Origin of the sequence: Duganella sp. Root198D2 (assembly GCF_001428585.1) — a bacterium.
Taxonomy (GTDB): Bacteria; Pseudomonadota; Gammaproteobacteria; order Burkholderiales; family Burkholderiaceae_D; genus Rugamonas.
Window position 1 is genome coordinate 572,441 of sequence record NZ_LMIC01000001.1, and the last position, 20,850, is coordinate 593,290.

Sequence of the window (20,850 nt, forward strand, 5' to 3'; positions counted from 1 at the left end):
GCATGCTGAAATGGAGTGATGTCACGGCGATTGCCGAAGCCCTGTACGACAAGTTCCCGGACGTCGACCCGACCGCCGTGCGCTTTGTCGACCTGCACAACTGGATCGTCGACCTGGACGGCTTCGACGACGACCATAAGCGCGGCGGCGAAAAAGTACTGGAAGCCATCCAGCAGGCGTGGATCGATGAAGCGCAGTAAGCCCGCAGCTGCAGCGCTGCCCACAACGGTCACCGACATCCCTGAAGTGAAGCCCGGGCAGTCCGTCGCGCTGCTGCAGGAGCTGCACATCCTCACCCGCGACGGCAAGCTGAATCAGGACAGCCGGCGCAAGCTGAAACAGGTCTACCACCTCTACCAGTTCATCGAACCGCTGCTGAACGACGTGCGTTCGGCCAAAGGCGCGGTCTCGCTGGTCGACCACGGGGCAGGGAAGTCCTACCTCGGCTTCATCATCTACGACCTGTTCTTCAAAGCGCTGGGCGACGACTCGCACATCTACGGCATCGAGACCCGTGAAGAGCTGGTGGCGCGTTCCGAAGAACTGGCGCGTAAATTCGGCTTCCCCGGCATGAGCTTCCTGCCGCTGTCGGTCGCCGAATCGACCACTTCCGACAAGCTGCCGGAGCAGATCGACATCGTCACGGCGCTGCACGCCTGCAATACCGCCACCGACGACGCCATCGACTTCGCGCTGAAGAAGAAGGCCAGGCACATCGTGCTGGTGCCATGCTGCCAGGCCGAAGTCGCCTCCGTGCTGCGCAAGAACAAAGGCTCCTCGCTGGGCAAGAACGTACTCACCGAATTGTGGCGCCACCCGATTCACACCCGCGAATTCGGCAGCCAGATCACCAACGTGCTGCGCTGCCTGCAGCTGGAATCGCACGGTTACCAGGTCACTGTCACGGAACTCGTAGGCTGGGAGCACTCGATGAAGAATGAGCTGATCGTCGCCACGTACAAGAACCTGCCGCGCCGCAAGCCTGCCGAGCGCCTGAAGGAAGTCTTGTCCACCATCGGCCTGGATGAAATGGGCCAGCGCTTCTACACCGGCGCCGCCGACGCCGGGCCATCCGCCGAGGTGGCCCCGTGAGCACCGGCTATCCGGCCGGCGCTGGCGCGAGTTCGCTGATCGCGGCTGACGGCGAACGCTGGATCGACCTGCGCAGCGACACCGTCACCCACCCCAGCCCCGCGATGCGCGAGGCCATGTTCGCCGCCCAGGTCGGCGACGACGTCTACGGCGACGACCCCACAGTCAACGCCCTGCAAGCCTATGCCGCAGAACTCTTCGGCTACGAAGCCGCATTGTTTGCGCCATCCGGCACGCAGACCAACCTGATCGCCCTGCTGGCTCACTGCGGCAGGGGAGACGAGTACCTGGTCGGCCAGGACGCCCACACCTACAAATACGAAGGCGGCGGCGCCGCAGTCCTCGGCAGCATCCAGCCGCAGCCGATCACCAACGAGCCAGACGGCAGCATCGCCCTGCAAGACATCGAAGCTGCCATCAAGCCGCAAGATTTCCACTTTGCCCGCACCAAACTGCTCGCGCTGGAAAACACCATCGGCGGCAAAGTCCTGCCGCAGCAATACGTCGCCCAAGCCACCAGCCTTGCGCACGCGCACGGCCTGGCCACCCACCTTGACGGCGCCCGCATCTGCAACGCTGCCGTCAAGCAAGGCATCCCGCTGCAAGACGCAGTGAAAGGCTTCGATAGCGTCTCGGTCTGCCTGAGCAAAGGCCTCGGCGCCCCGGTCGGCTCCGTCCTGTGCGGCAGCAAAGGACTGGTCGAGCAAGGCAAGCGCTGGCGCAAGATGCTGGGCGGCGGCATGCGCCAGGCCGGCGTGATCGCAGCCGCAGGCTTGTACGCCCTGCAGAACAACGTGCAGCGCTTGGCCGAAGACCACGCCAACGCCAGCTGGCTCGCCGCCGAACTTGCCAAAATCGGCGTGCTGCAAGTGAGCGTACCGCAAACGAACATCCTGTTCGTCACCATGCCGCGCGACGCCTGTGAAGGCCTGAACGCCGCGCTGGCAGCAGAACGCATCCGCGTCTCGATGGCCCCGACACTGCGCCTCGTGACCCACCTGGACGTCTCGCGCCCCGACCTGGAAAAAGTCGCCGCCGTTTTCGCCTACTACTTCAAGCAATAATGAACAACGAAGACAACACCGTCCACCTCGCCAAGCGCGTAGCGGACATGGTTCCATGCTCGCGCCGCGAAGCGGAAAACTACATCGAAGGCGCCTACGTCACGGTTGACGGCGAACTCGTCGAGGAACCGGGCGCCCGCGTCGAAGCCGGGCAAGAAGTCGTGCTTTCGCCGGACGCAACCCTGCTCGATATCGCGCCAGTAACGATCCTGCTGAACAAGCCAGCCGGCGCCGATGCACTGGCCTGCCTGGTACCGGAAGCGCGCAGCAAGGACGCCCAGCGCATCCGCTTCCTCAAGCGCCACCTGCGCAACCTGACCGCCTGCCTGGCGCTGGACAAGCAAGCCAGCGGCCTGTTCGTGTTCACCCAAGACTTCCGCGTCGCGCGCAAGCTGGTGGACGAAGGCGCCACTGTCGAACAGGAACTGATCGTCGAAGTCGAAGGCCAGATCATCGACAACGGCCTCACGCTTCTCAACCAGGGCGCAGGCAAGGTAAGCTGGCAAAACGAACACCGCCTGCGTTTCGCCGTGAAGCCGCCGAAACCGGCGCTGTTGGTCAAGCTGTGCGCCGACGTCGGCCTGAAAGCCACCGCCGTCAAGCGCCAACGCATCGGCCGCATCTCCATGTCCGGCCTCCAGCCCGGCGAATGGCGCTACCTGCAAGGCTACGAGCGCTTCTAAGACCTACTGCCCAGCCCGTGTCACACCATGGGGTCACACCCCAAGTGGGACACGGGCTCTAGCGTAGGGCGGCGGCAGGCCGCTTCGTCTGGCGCTGCACCAGCGGCGCGATCCGCCGGCCTGGCCATCGCGTTGGCACGGGAACTCCAATGCAACGCCAGCCTGGAATCTGGCGCCCTGGTTCGCCTGCTGCCTGCACCCGTCCTCGCCTGCTCGAACACCTGGCTCATTTCACAGCCAAGCTCCCTCTGCTCCATTCGTTACGCGCCAGCGTTGTTAAAAATGCTAGTATTGCCCAAAGCAATCTTTCTCGAGGCTATCCTTGGTAAAGCTCCTAGCGATTGTGGTAATTTGAAAGGCGGGGATTGCTATAACTATTGAATATGAAACTTGCCGGTCGAAATGGCATCGTTATTTTCGAAACGAGCGGCTATCTCGGCGCCACCGGGCACTTTACTTTATGGGACGGCAAGGCTATGGAGCTCGCATTTGCGCCCGGCCCGACGATCGCGAGGTCGGCAGCTGCTATTTCTGGTTGACATCGACTTTTGTGGATCCTAACGGCAAAACGGTTCTACTGCAGGTCGCAAGGATCAAATTCTGGGAACTGAAATGATGCGCCAAACGCTTGTCGCGCTTGTCTGGTTGCTTGCGAGCTTTTGTGCAAGTGCCGCGGTTGAGGTTGAAGACAAATGCCCACTGCTGAAAAAAGGGACGCGTTGGTCGCAATCCTGTTTCGAAACGAAGGGCGAAGTGCGTCAGGTGAAAGCCGAGTACAGGAACCGCATAGTGCCCAACAAATTTGGCTTCGAGACGATTGGACTATCAGAATCGCTGGAACTTGTGGCGGTCAATCGGGAAGGTGTGGTGGTCGTGCCCGGCATTGTGCATGCGGGCGACTTCGATTACCCGACAGCGGAACATGGTGTTGGCCGCTTCAGATCCGGCAATAAATGCGGCTATTTTCAGAGCGATACCTTTAAGATCCTCGGCCCGCCGATTTACGATGCGTGTTGCCCGTTTCATCAGGGCCAAGCGTTCGTTTGCAGCGATTGTGTATCGTATTGCGTAGGCCCCGACTGCATGAATGAACAGCTTGTTGGAGGGAAGGGTTACAAGCTCAACGCGAAGGGTAAGGTGATCAGGGAGTTTGTGCCACGCACACTTGAAAATGCGTGTGGGGACATTGGCGTTGCAGAGATCGGAAAAATGGAAAACGGGAATCCTATGCTGGTTTGCAATTCGTTTCCGGTCCCACAACTTCGGCGGTGAGAAGTCGTTGATTTGCAATACGCGTCCAGCCCCAAGGCTGGGAAAAAGGTAGAAGATGGCAGGAGAAGTCATTCGCCTCGGTGACTCGACGAGTCACGGCGGAAAAGTACTGGAAGGTTCGCAAACGGATATTTGCCATGGCAAGCCGATAGCGTTCATAGGCCATAAAGTGTCGTGCCCCAAATGCAGCGGTTCCCACACGATCGTTGAAGGCGTCCAGACCACGACGATCTTCGGCAAGGGAGTTGCTGTTGCCGGCATGAAGACGTCTTGCGGTGCGACGTTGGTGGCCAGCCAATTTACCGATATCGTGGCGCCGGGCGGTGGAGGAGTTGGGGGCTCAGGGCCTGCCCCGTCGCCCGCCGCAGCTACGGCCGCCTCCGCAGCGCTGGCGCCTGCAATGGCGAAAAGCGGCGCGGCAAGTACCCAACTCGCCGCGAACGAAGGCGGTAACGAGTCGACGGCTGCGGGTGGCCAGGAAAAATCCATCAAGCGCATCTGGTGGTCTTATGGCGACGACGAAACTCCACTCGAGGGAGCATCGCGCCATTACGTTGACCTGAACGTCCACGTTGAAACAGAAAACTACGCAGACGGCGAAGCAGTTGAACTGATCTTGGCCAACGACGACGGCTCAGACCTGTTCGAAGGCAAGTCCGATTTCGCGGTTCACGTCAAAGTTGGCCCTGAAGGCATCGGCAAGGCGATGAACGTCTTTGGCGGCAAAACCGTCATGCTTGGCCAGCTGGGATGAAGTACCTGCTCTTGCTGTTCATGCTGGCAACCTGTGTGGTGGCCGATGCGAAGGCCCAATGTCCTTCAAAGGAAACTGACCGCTGGACTGCCGACTGTTTCACTACCGAAGGTCAAACACGCCGTCTCAAACCGCAGTACCTGAAGCGGCTTAAACCAGACAAAAGAGGCATCGATTTACTTTGGAACGACGAGACCTTTTATTTTGATGCTGTCAATCGCAATGGCGTGGTCGTTATGCCAGGAGTTTACGTGACTGGCGATTTCGACTATCGCGAAGCCGAAAAAGGCGTCAGTCGTTTCAGCTCGAACGGCAAATGTGGCTACTTCAAAGTCACGTCGTTCAAGGTCGTCGTCCCGCCAATTTACGACGTTTGTTATGCCTTCCAGGAAGGCGTGGCCTACACCTGCCAGGACTGCATCGAGTATTGCAGCGAGGATGAGGATTGCCACCTCCCCATGATGGTGAGCGGCCGGGGATTTGAGTTGGACCTGAAGGGGCGCGTGCTGCGGCAGTACACGCTCCCCCCGCTGGAAGGCGCTTGTGGCAAGGTCGGCGTAGCCGAATCCGGCATGCGCTACGGTACCCGGCATTGGCTGCGTTGCAATGAGGACCCGAATGACCCGTTCAAGGTGCCCAAGTCTTGACGATATGGTAAATTCGATCCATTAAGGCAATGGCTATTATTGACATGGATAATGATTTTTCCCTCGTTCGCCGCTGCCTGATCCCGGCGGACGCCTTCATCCTGTGTGGATGCCTGCGTGCGGCAGGCCTGAATGCCACCGTGATGGATGACCAGCACATGCAGGCCGCGCTCCTGCTGGCGCCTGCCATCGGCGGTGCGCGCGTCATGGTGCCGCAAGACGAGTTGGAGCAGGCGCTCGAAGTCGTCGCCGCTTTCGAGCGCGGCGACCTGGCGCTGGATGACGACGAAGACGTGGGCGAGGGGGCTCGCGTCTACGAGTTCACGCCTCGCAAGTAAAGACGATCGCCTGCATCTTGCCTTCGATGGCGCCGCTGCCGAATTTATCGGTCAAGGCTGCGATCACCACGTCGGTCGCTTCCTGAAGGCGCGCCGGATCGCGCGCTTCAATATCCGCCCTGAGCGGCGAGCCCTGGCACAAGGCAGTAGCAGTGGATGCTGCGGATGCGGCACGACTGGTTGCCGTCACCACTTCATGCTCGATGTTGCCGCTCCAGCCGGCGCGCTTCAGCTCTTCGAGAATCACGTCGACGTCATGCCAGCCATACGGTACCCGCGCCAGGAAGCGTGGCGGGTCCTCGGGGAACACCTTGGCCAGCGCATGATTGATGGTGGCGGAAAAATCGTTGTGGCTGATGCCGTCCCACACGTTGAAGCAATACAGCCCACCCGGCTTCAGCACGCGGCGCGCCTCGCTGAAACCGCGCGCCTTATCGGGAAAGAACATCATGCCAAACTGGCAGGCCACGGCGTCGAAGCTGCCATCGGGGAAGGGCAGCGCTTGCCCGTCGGCCTCCTTCCATTCGACGCGCGGCGAAACGACTGCCTTGCGCGCCTGCTCCAGCATGGCGGGATTGAGGTCGCTGGCGACGATTTGCGCGGCGGGGATTTCCTGCAGCAGGAGCCGGGTGACGGCGCCGGTGCCGGCGGCTACTTCCAGGATGCGCGAAGGACGGCGCTGCGCGAGGCGGCGCGCCATGTCGATCGCGTAAGGGGTGAAGAGGAGCGGCACCATGGCGCGCTCGTAGGTTTCCGGAATTGAGCCAGTAAAGCTGCTGTCCTTGTCCATGGTTGCCTCCCTTGTCCAAGTCCAGTATAGCGAGTGCTCAGGCGGCTTTGGCGGCTTTTTTCTCGGGTTTCGGCAATTGCACCAGGCGGGTGCCGGCGATGCGGTCGTGCAGGAACTGGCGGTCCTTGTCGAGGAAGGCGGTCAGTGACCACAGAAGCACGCCAGCCAGCAGTGCATATATCGCCTGCCAGTGTTCCAGGTGCAAGGCGTTGCCGATGAGCACTGCGGGGATCACCCACGCCCAGCACAGAACGTAGCGCAGCGTGGCTATCTTCAGCGGTACGTGGCTGTAACCCGGGAATTCCAGCTTGATGCGCCAGGTCTGCATGGCCAGGGTTTGCCCCTTGCGGCTCCATTGGTGGATGAAGTAGGCGCCCAGCGCCAGGAAGACAGTGGCCTGACGCGCATGCCAGGCAAACGGCGTAACAGCGGCTTTGGTGGCGAATTCAACGACCAGCAATGGCAGGAACAGCACGGCAATGCCGAGCAGGATCTCGTAAACCATTGCGATCAAGCGGCGCTTGACGGTCGGAACTACGTTATTTGCTTGCATTAGGAACCGCTGGTGGCGCACTCGGCGCGGCTGGGGTAACGGGGGGCGGCGCGGTCACATCCGCAGCCGGTGCAGTCGTGTTTGTGGCAGGTGCCGCAACTGGAGCGTTGAACGCAGCGGCGCCCGGCGCGGCGGCAGATGTCGTCGGAGCAACGCCGCCCGCGCCCAGTGCGCTGCCCGGGGGCACGATGGCAGGCGAGCCCTGCGGCAAACCGATCGGTGCAGGCGGTACCGTGCCTTTTGGAACCGTGCCCGGCGCCGGCACCAGGCCATGGCCTTGCGCCTTGACCGGAGCCGGAGTCTTCACGGTGGACTGCGCCAGGCTAGGAGTTTTTACGACCTGGTTATTGTTCTTGGCAGCGGCCGCATCGGCCAGGGCTTTCTTGGCTTCGTCCGGCAATTGCTGGTACTGCTCCCACTCGGCCGCCCGCTGGCCCGGTGGCGTGGCTTTCTTCTGGGCGCGCGCAAAGTTCTCGCGCACGGACTTGCGTTCGGCAGGCGACAGCGCCACCCATTCGCGCATGCGTTCCTGCACGCGCGCTTTTTCGTCCGGCTTCATCTTGGCCAGGCGATTGCCGATGGATATCCATTTCTGCTTGCGCACCGGACCCAGTTCTTCCCAGGTCGCCTCGAGCGGCGCCAGGGCTTGTTGCTGGGCAGGTTTCAGGTCGGACCAGTGGGGTTTTTCACCCACTGGCTTGGCAGGCGCTGCAGCGGTGGCGGCAGTCGAAGGCGCCGGCGCAGGGGGCGAAGCAGGGCGGCTCACCAGCCATACGACGGCAGCAATTCCCACGCCTGCTAACGCGATTACACCAGCGATCCATTTTGTCCTGCCACTTACACGCGCCATACTTTATTGCTCGCGAGTCTCGAGATAGGCGCCAAAGCCCTGGTCAAGGTAAGCAGACAGCGGCAGCTCATCGGACAGCAAAGCTGCGTCCATCTCTGCCAGTTCCACGATCGATTGCTGTTGTTCGTACTGGTACACGCCCACCATGCCGCCCATCAGCAGCAGCAATGGCAGGGCCACGCTGACGCGGTTGAACCAGGCAAACGGGTTGGTGAAGAAGCCGCTGGCGCCGCCGGCTACAGCCGGGGCGGTACGGCTTGCGCGCACGCGGGCCGGAGCGTCGGCCTTCTTGCGCTTCATTGCCGCCATGCGGGCCGCGGCCAGGCGATCCGTGGTCGAGGCTGGCAGATCGTCTAGCTTTTCATTGAGCGCGCGCCGCACGCCGTATGCAAAGTTGGTGTCTTCGGTGTTCATAACTTAATTCCCTTGGCTTTGAGCGATTCAGCGAGAGTGTGTGTTGCTCGCGAGCAATGCGTTTTTACGCTCCCTTCGGAACATCCCATCGCTTCGGCAGTTTCTGCTACGTCCATGTCCTGCCAGTAACGCATGAGGAACGCTTCTCGTTGACGCGTAGGCAGTTTTTGCACTTCTTCTTCAATTATCTGCAAGATTTGTGCCCGTTCTACCTGATCCGCACTCGACTCGGCCGCCTGGGTACCCTGTTCAGCCTCGTAGGATTCCAGTATATCAAAGTCCTCATGCTCTTCCTGGCCGGGGCCAAGGCCCGAGAAAAGACTTACCCAAGTATTACGGACTTTTTCGCGGCGGAAATAATCAAGTATCGTGGTTTGCAGGATGCGCTGGAACAGCGCCGGCAATTCGGCTGCCGGCTTGTCGCCGTATTTTTCGGCGAGCTTGATCATGGCATCCTGCACAATGTCCAGGGCCGACTCGTCCTTTCGGACGGCGTAAACCGCTTGCTTGAAGGCGCGGCGCTCGACACTTTCGAGGAAATCCGATAATTCTTTGTCTGTGGCCATGCGTCGGGAAGAGGGCTGCGCTATATCGCTAGTCTGAACAATCCGGCATTTTAACAAAAAAAGCAGAATAAGCTTGACCAATATGGTGCAGCGCGGTAACGTTAAGGACGCTTTGTACACAACAAGGCTCCCCGGTTCTTCGGCACAGGCACACAAAGCCGTTCTGGAAAACCAGCTTTCTATTGTCAGCAGTTTGCTCTAACCCGTGCCACAAGCGCGAGAGGTAGGCCAGAAACCGCTGCAAAACTCCGGCCAAACGAGTTGCGTTTAGCACCGGCTTGTACTCCAGCTACGCATGGGGGAAGGGTCAGTGTCACCGCAGAAAGAAGGGAAGCCGAGAGTCGTGCACGGTGACGCCCACTTCGCTAGGCAAGAGCATCCGATCAATCTCCTATGGACCTTGAAAGGAATGTTTCATGAATACCGAAGCTCCCATCACGGGCGCCGAAATCCTTGTCCGCTGCCTCGCTGAGGAAGGCGTAGAACATGTTTTCGGATATCCCGGCGGCGCCGTCCTCTATATCTACGACGCCATCTTCAAGCAGGACAAATTCCAGCACATCCTCGTTCGCCATGAGCAGGCCGCTATCCATGCCGCCGATGCGTATTCGCGCAGCTCGAACAAAGTCGGCGTGGCACTGGTCACATCCGGACCTGGCGTCACCAATGCGGTGACCGGCCTGTCCACCGCATACATGGATTCCGTTCCGATGGTGGTGATTTCCGGCCAGGTGCCGAGCCACGCCATTGGCCAGGATGCGTTCCAGGAATGCGACACCGTCGGCATTACTCGCCCGGTGGTCAAGCACAACTTCCTGGTGAAGGACGTGAAGGACCTGGCGGAAACCGTCAAGAAAGCCTTCTATATCGCCAAGACCGGCCGTCCAGGCCCGGTGCTGGTCGATATTCCAAAAGATATTTCGATGCACAAGCACGTGTACTCGTATCCGAAAGAGATCGAGATGCGTTCCTACCGCCCGGTAGACAAAGGCCACGCCGGCCAGATCCGCAAGGCGCTGCAGCTGCTGCTGTCGGCCGAGCGGCCAATGATCTACACCGGCGGCGGCGTGATCCTGGCGCATGCATCGAATGAGCTGAACAAGCTGGTTGAGAAGCTCGGCTTCCCTGTCACCAATACCCTGATGGGCCTTGGCGGCTCGCGCGCATCCGACCCATGCTTCGTCGGCATGCCCGGCATGCACGGCACTTACGAAGCCAACCTCGCGATGCAGAATTGCGACGTGCTGATTGCGATCGGCGCCCGCTTTGACGACCGCGTGATCGGCAATCCGAAGCACTTCAGCCAGAACCCGCGCAAGATCATCCACATCGACATCGACCCATCCTCGATCTCGAAGCGCGTGAAAGTGGACATTCCTATCGTCGGCAACGTGAAGGACGTGCTGGTCGAACTGCTGTCGCAGCTGGACGCGACCGAGCAGCGCCCCAACGCATCCGCGCTGAAAGACTGGTGGAAGCAGATCAACGAATGGCGCGGCCGCGATTGCCTGAAGTACGCCACTTCCGACCTGGTGATCAAGCCGCAGCAGGTGGTGGAGTCCTTGTACGACATCACCAAGGGCGACGCATTCATCACCTCCGACGTGGGCCAGCACCAGATGTGGGCTGCGCAGTACTACCGTTTCGACAAGCCGCGCCGCTGGATCAATTCCGGCGGCCTGGGCACCATGGGTGTCGGCCTGCCGTATGCCATGGGCGTGCAGATGGCCAATCCTGACGCCACCGTCGCCTGCATTACCGGCGAAGGCTCGATCCAGATGAACATCCAGGAGCTGGCGACCTGCAAGCAGTACCGCCTGACGCCGAAGATCATCCTGTTGAACAACCGTTTCCTGGGCATGGTTCGCCAGTGGCAGCAGATCGACTACGGTTCGCGCTATTCCGAGTCCTATATGGACTCGCTGCCGGACTTCGAAAAGCTGGCCGAGGCTTATGGCCACGTCGGCATGCGCATCGAAAAACCGGGCGACGTCGAAGGCGCTTTGAAGGAAGCGTTTGGCATGAAAGACCGCCTGGTTTTCATGAACTTCATTACCGACCAGAGTGAAAACGTGTGGCCGATGGTGAAAGCCGGCAAAGGCCTCTCCGAAATGCTGCTTGGCTCGGAGGACCTGTAATCATGCGCCATATTATTTCTGTACTGCTCGAAAACGAAGCGGGTGCGCTGTCCCGCGTGGTCGGCCTGTTCTCCGCCCGCGGCTACAACATTGAAACGCTGACCGTTGCGCCGACCGAAGATGCGACCCTGTCCCGTATGACCATCGTGACCACCGGTTCCGATGACATCATCGAACAGATCACCAAGCACCTGAACCGCCTGATCGAAGTGGTGAAGGTGGTGGACCTGACAGAAGGCCAGCACATCGAGCGCGAACTGATGCTGATCAAGGTCCGTGCCGTCGGCAAGGAGCGCGAAGAGATGAAGCGCACCGCCGACATCTTCCGCGGCCGCATCATCGACGTGACCGAAAAGACCTACACCATTGAGCTGACGGGCGCCAAGAGCAAGCTGGACGCCTTCATCGATGCGATTGACCGCACCTCGATTTTGGAGACCGTCCGCACAGGCGGCTCCGGCATTGGCCGCGGCGAGCGCATCCTCAAAGTTTAAATAATTGAACGACAATTCAAACGAATTCACACCCAAGGAATGACCATGAAAGTTTTCTACGACAAAGACGCTGACCTCTCCCTCATCAAAGGCAAGAACGTTGCCATCATCGGCTACGGCTCCCAGGGCCACGCGCACGCGCAGAACCTGACCGAATCCGGCGTGAACGTGACCGTTGGCCTGCGCAAGGGCGGCGCCTCCTGGAACAAGGTTGAAGCGGCGGGCCTGAAAGTGGCGGAAGTGAACGAAGCGGTGAAGAATGCCGACGTCGTGATGATCCTGCTGCCGGACGAGAACATCGCCCAGGTTTACAAAGAAAACGTCGAACCGAACATCAAGCAAGGCGGCGTATTGGCCTTCGCCCACGGCTTCAACGTGCACTACGGCCAAGTCGTGCCGCGCGCCGACCTGGACGTGATCATGATCGCGCCTAAGGCGCCAGGCCACACCGTGCGCGGCACCTACCGCCAGGGTGGCGGCGTGCCGCACCTGATCGCCGTGTACCAGGATAAGTCCGGCTCCGCCCGCGACATCGCCCTGTCGTACGCATCGGCCAACGGCGGCGGCAAGGCCGGCATCATCGAAACCAACTTCCGTGAAGAGACCGAGACCGACCTGTTCGGCGAACAAGCAGTCCTGTGCGGCGGTGCCGTGGAACTGATCAAAGCCGGCTTCGAAACCCTGGTGGAAGCGGGCTACGCGCCGGAGATGGCTTACTTCGAGTGCCTGCACGAGCTGAAGCTGATCGTCGACCTGATCTACGAAGGCGGCATCGCCAACATGAACTATTCGATCTCCAACAATGCGGAGTACGGCGAGTACGTGACCGGCCCGAAAGTGGTGACTTCCGCCACCAAGGAAGCAATGCGCCAGTGCCTGAAAGACATCCAGACCGGCGAATACGCCAAGAGCTTCATCCTCGAGAACAAGGCCGGTGCACCGACCTTGATCTCCCGCCGCCGCCTGACTTCCGAGCACCAGATCGAAGAAGTCGGCGCCAAGCTGCGCGCGATGATGCCTTGGATCGCCAAGAACAAACTGGTCGACCAGTCCAAGAACTGATTGTCCCTAGAAGCAGACTTCAACGGCCCCTCGGGGCCGTTTTTTTTATACCTACGGTAGAGCTCGTGTCACACCTTGGGGTCAGGCCCCAGGGTGTGACACGAACACGGCCGTTGCGGAGGGACGAGCCCGTGTCACACTTGGGGGTGACCCCATGGTGTGACACGGGCTGTGCCGTTACTTCAGCGCCTCGGTGAGGACGCGCCCTTCGGCGCCGGCTGGCGGGCGTACGTTCAGCAGGTAGGCGAGGGTGGGGGCGATGTCGATTACTTCGGCGTATTGGCCGTATTGGCCGGACTTCACCCACGGCTTGCCCATCACGATCAGCGGCACGTTGGTGTCGTAGGCATAAGGCGAGCCGTGTGTGGTGCCTTTGCCGGTCGGAAAACCAAAGATCCAGTGCGGCTTGGCCACTACCATCAGGTCGCCGGAAGTCTGGCGGTTCCAGGCCCTGCGCATCAGGGTCGCAATGCGTGTGCCGCCGACTGCACCGCTTTCCATCTGGGTACGGGTGAACACATCGGCCAGACCTGGCTGCGACAGCAGGAAGCGGGCCGCGGCATTTTCAACATCCTCGCGCTTCAGGCCTTTGCTTTCGATCTGGGCGTAGTCCAGGTGCAGGTTCGGAATCGAATAAGCGGAAACGCCTTTGTTCAAGCCAAACCTGGAAGACAGGTGGGCATTCAGGTCCTCCGCCAGTTTCTTGCCGTCGATGCGGTTGACGCCGGCCTTCTGGACTTCATTGGCAAATTCCGGGGTATTCGCGAAACCGTGGTCGGCGGTCAGCACTACCAGCACATTGTCCATGCCGATGCGCTTGTCGATGTACGAGAAGAAGTTGGACAGCATGCGGTCCAGGCGCAGCAAGTGGTCGTGCGAGATCTTGCTCTCCGGGCCGTAGCCGTGGTTCGCCAGGTCGTGCGCGGAGAAGCTTACGCCCAGCAAGTCCGGTACGCCGGCCGGATTCTTGCCAAGGTTCTCGCCTTCGATCGCTGCCTGCGCGAATTCGACGGTCAGCTCGTCGAGGAATGGCGACTCTTTCAGGCGCTTGTAATAGGTGGCATCGGTCTGGCCCGACTCGCTGGAGAGCTGCAGGTTCGGCACATCGCCATATTCCCCGGCGTAAGCCGAATCGGCCAGCAGCGGCTTCCATTTCACGCCGTAGTATCGTTCCTGCGGCTTGCCTGCCTGGTACTTTTGCACCCACTGTGGATGCTCCTTCATGTAGAAGGTAGTGGAGGCGAAATTGCCGCTTTCTTCCATATACATGTACGCCGTACCGGTCTTGCCGCCCAGGAGGATCGCGCCGCGGTCCTTGCCCGATACGGTAACGACCTTCGACTGCTGGCCGGTCGCATAGCGCAGCTGGTCGCCCAGCGTGTCGACGCGCAGGTTGGCAGGGGAGGTGCCGTCGTGCGGATCGGTCTTCTCGTTGCCGACGTATTTGTAGTTGGCGTCTTCGGTGCAGTACATGCTGCCGCCGGTTGCCGGGTTCACCCAGTTATTGCCGATGATGCCGTGCTGGTAGGGATAGGCGCCGCTCAAAATGGCGGCGTGGCCGACGGCGGTCACGGTTATGCCGTGCGCCTGGTGCGCATTGCTGAACCATGCACCTTGCTCGAGCAGGCGGCGGAAGCCTCCCTGGCCGAACTGGTGGGCGTAGCGCGTCACCTGTTCCTGCGGCAAGCCGTCGACGGCCATCACCAGGACGAGTTTGGGTTGTGCAGGTTGTTTGGCCGGCGCTGCGTAAGCACCGAACGAGGCCGCCAGGGCCAGTGCGGGAATCAGGTACTTTGCCATTTTCCTTGTTAATGAATGGAGTGGACGACATGCGATGATGCCATAGACGGATGTCAGGCAGATGACACTTTTGTATCAGTTTCAGTTACATTCGAGCTTCGATAATGGTCCCGAAAGGAATTCGCATGTTCAAGCCCCTGGTCCTGCTGGCGATGTTCGGTTCTGCACAGATGGCGATGGCCGAAGCCCTGCCCACCGAAAATTCGCTCGTTACAGTGACGGCGGTTGGATCGGTTACCACGCCCAACGACGAGGCGCAGCTTGTGTTTGGCTACGAGGAGCAAGGCAAAGACAAGGCAGTGCTGGCATCGAACGTCAACTTGCGGCTGAAACAGGGCATTGCAGCCTTGAAGAAGGCCGATCCCAAGGCGCGGCTTTCCCTTGACAGCTACCGAACCTATGCGGTGTATGACGAAGCAGTTGCCAAGCTCCAGAAACGCGAAGCGCAGCAAGTCGGTTGGCGCGTCAGTCAGCATGTTCGGCTTGTTACTGGCGATTTGGCTGCTTTGCCTGCGACCGTTGCTGCGACCCAAAAGGTCCTTGCGCTCCGAAGTGTCAACTTCGGCTTGAGCGAAGAGACCACCACGAAACTTGAGCAGCGCAGGGTAGAGGCGGCATATCGCAGCCTTGAAGAGCAGGTTGGCTTCATTGCCGGTGCGATGCGGCGCCCGGTAAGCGATGCAAAGCTTGAATCGCTCGACTTCGGCGAGTCGCCGGTGGACAAGATATATGTCACTGGCAGCAAGTTGAATCGTGAGGATATTGGCGAAGTCGAGGAGCCAAGCCTGCAGCCTGGCGAAACCCGGCTCCAGTTGCGCGCAACGGCCAAAGTCCGCTTTAAGTAATCGTCATGTTACAAACGCTCACGAACTGTGACAGACCTGCAGTGCGATCTCAGTTAAAGTGCGTTCCATCGTAACCAAGCAAGGAGAATAACAATGACCGTCAAGAAAGTTGTAGCTGCCGCCGCGCTGGTGCTGGGTGCCCAGGCTGCCATCGCACAATCCGTCCCGACCGCAGGCGCCACCGTCATCGTGCCTGCCCATGGTGAAGTCACTGCACCGAACGACCAGGCCGTGGCCGTGCTGGCGATTGAAGAGCAGGACAAGGACAAGGCGGCTGCCGCCTCGCGCGTCAACCAGAAGATCAAGCAGGGTCTCGACATCCTGAAGAAGGAGGACCCGCAAGCCAAGCTGAAAACCCAGGGCTACTATACCTATCCAGTCTATCCGGAAGACCGTCCGCTGCCGCCTGGCGCCACTGCCAAGGTGCGCCAGCCGACCGCATGGCGCGTTGGCCAGTACGTGCAGATGACCACCACCAATATCGGCGTGCTGCCGAAGACCGTTGCTGCTGCGCAGAAGGTGCTGACCTTGAACGGCCTGTCCTTTGGCCTGAGCCCAGCTGCCACCCGCAAGCTGGATGATGCCCGCATCGCCGCAACCTACAAGAACCTGAACGAGCGCATTGCCTCCATCGCCTCCGCCATGGGTCGCCCAGTGACCGACGCGGTGCTGGACACCATCGACTACGAAGGCTCCGGCAACTACGGTGGCGGCCCAGGCGGCGCGCCTGCCCCAATGTTCGCCCGCATGTCCGCCAAGGCCGAGATGGACCAGTCCGTGGCTGAGCCAAGCTTCGAACCAGGCGAAACCACCCTGGAAATGCGCGTCGTCGGCAAGGTCAAGTTCAAGTAAGCCAAAGTTGCCACTTCCATACTGGGTGTCCTCTATAATAGGGGTCACCCTGGTATAAAAATGGAAGAGTATGGCCAAATTTCCCCGCCGCCGGTCTAAGAACGCCGCCGGCAAACAATCGCTGTTCAGCCGCTTCGCCCGCCGCAAGGGGGCCGATGGTCTCGATAAGCCGCGTTCGCGCGGCATCTACCTGCTGCCGAACGCCTTCACCACTGGTGCGCTGTTCTGCGGCTTCTTCGCCATCGTCATGGCCATGAACCAGCGCTTCGAACACGCCGCCTGGGCGATTTTCGTCGCCATGCTGCTGGACGGCCTGGATGGCCGCGTGGCACGCCTGACCAACACCCAAAGCGAATTCGGCGCCCAATACGACTCGCTGTCGGACATGGTGTCGTTCGGCGCCGCCCCGGCGCTGGTGATCTACGAGTTCGCCCTGCGCGGTCTCGGTAAGCTGGGCTGGATCGCGGCCTTCGTCTACTGCGCCGGCGCCGCGCTGCGCCTGGCACGCTTCAACACCAATATCGAAGTGGTCGACAAACGCTACTTCCAGGGCTTGCCATCGCCGGCCGCCGCTTCCCTGATCGCCGGCTTCGTCATGCTGCTGACCGACCTGGAAGTGGATGGCGTGTTCTATCCTTGGCAGGGATGGGTGCTGGCGGTATTCGCTGGCCTGAGCATGGTGTCGAACGTGCCGTTCTACAGCTTCAAGGACATTAACTTCCGCAAGTCGGTGCCATTCCTGGCCGTGTTTGCGATTGCGATGTTTTTCGCGCTGATTTCGATTGATCCGCCGAAGGTGCTGTTCGTGCTGTTCGTGGCTTACGGCCTGTCGGGCTACGTGATCTACCTGACCCGCCTGGTCAAAGGCAACCCGGTCAAACTGATCGAGAAAACTTCGCCAGAAGACGAATCATAAGGCCGCTGGGGCGGCAATTCAGAAGGAGCAATTCCATGAATAACCGCCTCATCATCTTCGACACCACCTTGCGCGACGGCGAGCAATCGCCGGGCGCTTCCATGACCCGCGAAGAAAAGGTGCGCATCGCCCGCCAGCTCGAAAAGCTGCGGGTCGATGTGATCGAGGCGGGTTTCGCTGCTGCGTCGCAGGGCGATTTCGAATCCATCCGTGCCATCGCCACTGCCGTGCGCGAGCCGATTGTGTGTTCGCTGGCGCGCGCCAATGACCGCGACCTGGCGCGCGCTGCCGAAGCGCTGGAGCCGGCCGCGCGCAAGCGCATCCACACCTTTATCGCCACCTCGCCGCTGCATATGCAGGTTAAGCTGCGCATGGAGCCGGAGCAGGTGCTGGAGCAGGCCAGGCTGGCCATACGCTTCGCCCGCAAGTTCACCGACGACATTGAATTCAGCCCCGAGGATGGCAGCCGTTCGGAAGAGGACTTCCTGTGCCGCGTGCTGGAAAACGTGATCGCCGAAGGCGCCACCACCATCAACTTCCCCGATACCGTGGGCTATGCGGTACCGGAGCTGTATGGCGAGACCATTCGCCGCCTGCGCGAGCGCATCCCGAATTCCGACAAGGCGGTATGGTCGGTGCACTGCCATAACGACCTTGGCCTGGCAGTAGCGAACTCGCTGGCCGGCGTCATGATTGGCGGTGCGCGGCAGGTGGAATGCACCATCAACGGCCTGGGTGAGCGCGCCGGCAATACCGCGCTGGAAGAGGTGGTGATGGCCCTGCGCACGCGCGCCGGCTACTTCAACCTGGAATGCGGCATCGATACGGCGCAGATCGTGCCGGCATCGAAGATGGTTTCCCAGATTACCGGTTTCGCCGTGCAGCCGAACAAGGCTGTGGTCGGTGCCAATGCTTTCGCCCATGCGTCGGGCATCCACCAGGATGGCATCCTGAAAGCGCGCGAAACCTATGAGATCATGCGCGCCGAGGATGTGGGCTGGACTGCCAACAAGATCGTGCTGGGCAAGCTCTCCGGCCGCAACGCCTTCAAGCAGCGCTTGCAGGAACTGGGTATCGGGCTTGATTCCGAGGCTGAAGTGAACGCCGCCTTCACCCGATTCAAGGAACTGGCCGACCGCAAGTCCGAGATTTTCGATGAAGACATCATGGCCCTGGTGAGCGACGAGGAAGCCGCATCCGGCGGCGAGCATTACCGCTTCGTCTCGCTGGCACAACGTTCGGAAACCGGCGAACTGCCGTTTGCGCGCGTCGTGTTTTCAATCGACGGCGTAGAACACAGCGCTGAAGGCACCGGTGACGGCCCGGTCGATGCCATGGTCAACGCCATCGAAAGCAAGGCGCTAAGCGGCGCCGAGCTGGTGCTCTTCGCCATCAGCGGCATCAGCCCTGGCACGCAATCGCAAGGCGAGGTAACCATGCGCCTGGCGCATTCCGGCCGCATCGTCAATGGCGTCGGCGCCGATCCCGACATCGTCGTAGCATCCGCTAAAGCCTACCTTGCCGGCCTCAATAAACTGCACTCCAAAATCGAACGGCTCAACCCTCAGGTCTGAACAATCATGGATAAATTTGAACTTCGCCGCGACCGTTATGAGTCGTTTCGCCAATATGCGAATCCACTGCTGAACCTGAGCGTAGTCGCCAGGCTGCCGGAGTTCCGTCACTACTGCAAGGAGCGGCAGCTGCCGCCTTTCCATTTCCTTTTGTACTGCCTGTACATGAGCGTGAAGGATGTCGACAACTTCCTGTATCGCGAGTTCGAAGGGGAGGTGATCAAGATTGACGATTTTCATGGCGGCTATACGGTCATCAACCTGGACAACAACCTGAATTACGCGAAGTTCGACATGTCGACCGATCGCACCGAGTTCATTTCGCGCAGCCTTGCGGCGGGCGTGGAGGCGCGTGCCACGCGTGAATTCATCAACACCGGCCGCGACCTGACGCCGCGCGAGCAGAAGAACAATGTCTACACGACCTGTATGCCGTGGCTCGACATGCGCGCAATCGAGCACCCGATCTACGAGTACAAAAGCGCGGACATTCCCTTAATTGCCTGGGGGCGCTATAGCGAATTGGAGGGCGAAACGATGACGGTGCCGTTTTGCGTCCAGGCCCACCACGGTTTTGTGGACGGCTACCACGTGCACTTGCTACTGCAGCGCCTTGGCGAGCGCATTGCCCTCGAAACCGCTTCGTGATTTCTTGGCCCGGCGCTTGTCCTTGAAGAAGGCCCAGGCTTCTTCCGAGATTTCGACAGCGGCATTCTGTTGCCCCGGAAAGAGACTGAACATGCCCGGATAGCGTTTTTTGCGGCTCGGCTCAGCGTGGCCGCCGCCTGCGATCTTCAACAGGACGATTTGCAGTGCGCTGGAATCGTCACCCCATGTATGGCGAATGGCTCGTGTTGAATCGCCCTGCGCTGCCGGGACCTGCTCGACGGCTGGAGTTCCTTCCAGGCCGGCCAGCTTGCGCCAAAGGGCGGTGGTGGCTTCGATGCCGAGTGCCGGCGCCGCGAACCACAGCGTCACGAACGATTTTCCGCCAGAGTAGGGAATGAACGGGTCTTGCTCGCCCGCGACAATCAGGGCGGGAAGGGGGATCGTCGGCATACTGTAGCAAGCCCGCTGCGGCATCGCCGCCAGCACTGTGGCAAATGCGGCAAGCCGTGGTGCGAGTTCCACTGCAACCCGGTAAGCCATCATGCCGCCCTTGGATACGCCGATGACGCAAACCCGCTCCGGATCAACGCCATCTTCGGCGATGGCGCGGTCGATGACCGCGCCGATGAAGGCTACGTCGTCGCACTGGGGATTGCTCCACACAGCGGCAAAACCATCGTTCCATGCGCGTTGTCCGCGTAGCTTGATGCCGTCAGGTGCCACCACGACGGCCTGTTCGCGTTCAGCGATCTCCAGCCAGACCGAGAGCGGCGAGAAGGGGAAAGCCAGTCCCAGGACTTGTTCGGCAGAAGCACCGCTGCCATGCAATACAACGACCAGCGGGCGTTTCGCCCCGGTTTGCCTGCCCGGCACGGCTTTCAGGTAATGACGCGGCCCCTCCGGCCGCATCATGTCGACCCTTGTCACCGGAGCACTTGGACCATCACTCTCGTTTTTCCCGACGAAGAAGGAGCGCATGGCGTCGCGGAACCCCATATCTTATTTGACGCGCTGTTTTTCGAGCTTGCGCGCCAGGGTGCGGCGATGCATGCCCAGGCGGCGCGCGGCTTCCGAGATATTGAAACCGGTTTCCGCCAGCACCTGGTGGATGTGCTCCCACTCCAGCGTCTTGATGGAGGTTGAGCGGTTGGTCAGCTCCACCTCGGCCACGCCGGCGACGTGCGAGAAGGCTGACTCGATATCGTCCGTATTGGAAGGTTTTGCGAGATACTGGCAGGCCCCCAGCTTGACCGCTTCGACAGCGGTAACGATGCTGGCGAAGCCGGTCAGCACCACGATCAGCATTGCCGGCGAATGAGTGTGCAAGGCCTGCACGCAGGCCAGGCCGGAGGTGCTGCCTTCCAGCTTGAGGTCGACCACGGCGTGCGTTGGCGTGTGCTTCGCCAGCAGCGTGCCGACTTCTTCCAGGTTGCTCGCGCGCAGGACAGTGTAGCCGCGCCGCTCGAACGAACGGGAAAGGGTGCGTGCGAATGCCGGGTCGTCTTCCACGATCAGCAATAAGCGCTCTGTCGTCATG

At 60.5% G+C, this 20,850-nt stretch carries 25 protein-coding genes; 17 read left to right on the plus strand and 8 right to left on the minus strand.

The window, feature by feature from the left end:
• The first annotated feature begins 5 nt into the window (after positions 1-5).
• The 9 genes from iscX (at position 6) to ASE26_RS02675 (ending at position 5,850) form a co-directional block, all read left to right on the plus strand.
• On the plus strand, positions 6-200 hold the full coding sequence (gene iscX / locus ASE26_RS02635; protein ID WP_055936388.1) for a Fe-S cluster assembly protein IscX: 195 nt from the start codon (positions 6-8) through the stop codon (positions 198-200).
• Entirely contained in the window at positions 187-1,092 is a 906-nt protein-coding gene (locus ASE26_RS02640) for an SAM-dependent methyltransferase (protein ID WP_055935519.1), read from the plus strand. Before iscX ends, ASE26_RS02640 begins: the two co-directional genes overlap by 14 nt.
• 38 nt (positions 1,093-1,130) lie before the next feature.
• Complete coding sequence (gene ltaE / locus ASE26_RS02645; protein ID WP_055936390.1) at positions 1,131-2,156, plus strand: low-specificity L-threonine aldolase; 1,026 nt, start codon at positions 1,131-1,133, stop codon at positions 2,154-2,156.
• Entirely contained in the window at positions 2,156-2,839 is a 684-nt protein-coding gene (locus ASE26_RS02650; protein ID WP_057245544.1) for an RNA pseudouridine synthase, read from the plus strand. The genes ltaE and ASE26_RS02650 overlap by 1 nt, the downstream gene beginning before the upstream one ends.
• 383 nt (positions 2,840-3,222) lie before the next feature.
• Entirely contained in the window at positions 3,223-3,378 is a 156-nt protein-coding gene (locus ASE26_RS32030; RefSeq protein WP_229207277.1) for a T6SS effector amidase Tae4 family protein, read from the plus strand.
• A 73-nt stretch (positions 3,379-3,451) separates the two neighbouring features.
• Entirely contained in the window at positions 3,452-4,111 is a 660-nt protein-coding gene (locus ASE26_RS02660; RefSeq protein WP_057245545.1) for a hypothetical protein, read from the plus strand.
• Positions 4,112-4,166: 55 nt separating this feature from the next.
• Positions 4,167-4,865, plus strand: coding sequence for a PAAR domain-containing protein (locus ASE26_RS29650; RefSeq protein WP_082507525.1), 699 nt, complete (start codon positions 4,167-4,169; stop codon positions 4,863-4,865).
• Positions 4,862-5,512 carry a WG repeat-containing protein gene (locus ASE26_RS02670; protein ID WP_055935529.1) on the plus strand — a complete coding sequence of 217 codons (651 nt, stop codon included), beginning with the start codon at positions 4,862-4,864 and terminating at the stop codon, positions 5,510-5,512. The genes ASE26_RS29650 and ASE26_RS02670 overlap by 4 nt, the downstream gene beginning before the upstream one ends.
• A gap of 44 nt (positions 5,513-5,556) precedes the next feature.
• Positions 5,557-5,850, plus strand: a complete 294-nt coding sequence (locus ASE26_RS02675; protein WP_055935531.1) for a DUF2007 domain-containing protein — start codon at positions 5,557-5,559, stop codon at positions 5,848-5,850.
• Here ASE26_RS02675 and ASE26_RS02680 read toward each other — a convergent pair.
• Genes ASE26_RS02680 through ASE26_RS02700 form a run of 5 tightly spaced genes read right to left on the minus strand, consistent with a single transcriptional unit; the run spans position 5,834 to position 9,047 of the window.
• Positions 5,834-6,640, minus strand: coding sequence for a class I SAM-dependent methyltransferase (locus tag ASE26_RS02680; protein WP_055935533.1), 807 nt, complete (start codon positions 6,638-6,640; stop codon positions 5,834-5,836). The genes ASE26_RS02675 and ASE26_RS02680 overlap by 17 nt on opposite strands.
• A gap of 37 nt (positions 6,641-6,677) precedes the next feature.
• On the minus strand, positions 6,678-7,193 hold the full coding sequence (locus ASE26_RS02685) for an RDD family protein (protein ID WP_055935535.1): 516 nt from the start codon (positions 7,191-7,193) through the stop codon (positions 6,678-6,680).
• Positions 7,180-7,986 (minus strand): DUF3106 domain-containing protein, encoded by an 807-nt coding sequence (locus ASE26_RS02690; RefSeq protein WP_055935537.1) that lies wholly within the window; start codon positions 7,984-7,986, stop codon positions 7,180-7,182. The genes ASE26_RS02685 and ASE26_RS02690 overlap by 14 nt, the downstream gene beginning before the upstream one ends.
• A 60-nt stretch (positions 7,987-8,046) precedes the next feature.
• Positions 8,047-8,457, minus strand: a complete 411-nt coding sequence (locus ASE26_RS02695) for a DUF3619 family protein (protein WP_055935539.1) — start codon at positions 8,455-8,457, stop codon at positions 8,047-8,049.
• On the minus strand, positions 8,454-9,047 hold the full coding sequence (locus tag ASE26_RS02700) for an RNA polymerase sigma factor (RefSeq protein WP_255357034.1): 594 nt from the start codon (positions 9,045-9,047) through the stop codon (positions 8,454-8,456). Before ASE26_RS02700 ends, ASE26_RS02695 begins: the two co-directional genes overlap by 4 nt.
• A gap of 392 nt (positions 9,048-9,439) precedes the next feature.
• On the opposite strand from ASE26_RS02700, the gene ASE26_RS02705 reads away from it, so the two are divergent.
• The 3 genes from ASE26_RS02705 to ilvC are packed head-to-tail and all read left to right on the plus strand — an operon-like array spanning position 9,440 to position 12,717.
• A complete protein-coding gene (locus tag ASE26_RS02705; protein WP_055935543.1) occupies positions 9,440-11,161 on the plus strand; it encodes an acetolactate synthase 3 catalytic subunit in 1,722 nt (573 codons plus the stop codon).
• A 2-nt stretch (positions 11,162-11,163) separates the two neighbouring features.
• On the plus strand, positions 11,164-11,655 hold the full coding sequence (gene ilvN / locus ASE26_RS02710) for an acetolactate synthase small subunit (RefSeq protein ID WP_055935546.1): 492 nt from the start codon (positions 11,164-11,166) through the stop codon (positions 11,653-11,655).
• A gap of 3 nt (positions 11,656-11,658) precedes the next feature.
• Complete coding sequence (ilvC, locus tag ASE26_RS02715; protein WP_255357035.1) at positions 11,659-12,717, plus strand: ketol-acid reductoisomerase; 1,059 nt, start codon at positions 11,659-11,661, stop codon at positions 12,715-12,717.
• 177 nt (positions 12,718-12,894) lie between these two features.
• Here ilvC and ASE26_RS02720 read toward each other — a convergent pair whose 3' ends face one another.
• The gene (locus ASE26_RS02720; RefSeq protein WP_057245546.1) at positions 12,895-14,517 is read right to left on the minus strand and encodes an alkaline phosphatase family protein; all 1,623 of its coding nucleotides are present in this window, start codon (positions 14,515-14,517) and stop codon (positions 12,895-12,897) included.
• A gap of 125 nt (positions 14,518-14,642) precedes the next feature.
• Between ASE26_RS02720 and ASE26_RS02725 the strand changes: the two genes are divergently transcribed.
• From ASE26_RS02725 to ASE26_RS02745, 5 genes are all read left to right on the plus strand, one after another.
• Entirely contained in the window at positions 14,643-15,362 is a 720-nt protein-coding gene (locus tag ASE26_RS02725) for an SIMPL domain-containing protein (RefSeq protein WP_055935550.1), read from the plus strand.
• A gap of 93 nt (positions 15,363-15,455) precedes the next feature.
• Positions 15,456-16,214 carry an SIMPL domain-containing protein gene (locus ASE26_RS02730; protein ID WP_055935552.1) on the plus strand — a complete coding sequence of 253 codons (759 nt, stop codon included), beginning with the start codon at positions 15,456-15,458 and terminating at the stop codon, positions 16,212-16,214.
• 70 nt (positions 16,215-16,284) lie between these two features.
• Positions 16,285-17,130 (plus strand): CDP-diacylglycerol--serine O-phosphatidyltransferase, encoded by an 846-nt coding sequence (gene pssA / locus ASE26_RS02735; protein ID WP_055935553.1) that lies wholly within the window; start codon positions 16,285-16,287, stop codon positions 17,128-17,130.
• Between the two features lie 35 nt (positions 17,131-17,165).
• A complete protein-coding gene (locus tag ASE26_RS02740) occupies positions 17,166-18,704 on the plus strand; it encodes a 2-isopropylmalate synthase (protein ID WP_055935556.1) in 1,539 nt (512 codons plus the stop codon).
• A gap of 6 nt (positions 18,705-18,710) precedes the next feature.
• On the plus strand, positions 18,711-19,352 hold the full coding sequence (locus ASE26_RS02745) for a CatA-like O-acetyltransferase (protein WP_055935558.1): 642 nt from the start codon (positions 18,711-18,713) through the stop codon (positions 19,350-19,352).
• Here ASE26_RS02745 and ASE26_RS02750 read toward each other — a convergent pair.
• Positions 19,305-20,309: a PHB depolymerase family esterase gene (locus ASE26_RS02750; RefSeq protein WP_082507529.1), complete on the minus strand. Its 1,005-nt coding sequence runs from the start codon at positions 20,307-20,309 to the stop codon at positions 19,305-19,307. The two genes, ASE26_RS02745 and ASE26_RS02750, sit on opposite strands and share 48 nt — an antisense overlap.
• 3 nt (positions 20,310-20,312) lie before the next feature.
• Entirely contained in the window at positions 20,313-20,849 is a 537-nt protein-coding gene (locus ASE26_RS02755; protein WP_055935563.1) for a response regulator transcription factor, read from the minus strand.
• Between the last annotated feature and the right edge of the window lies 1 nt (position 20,850).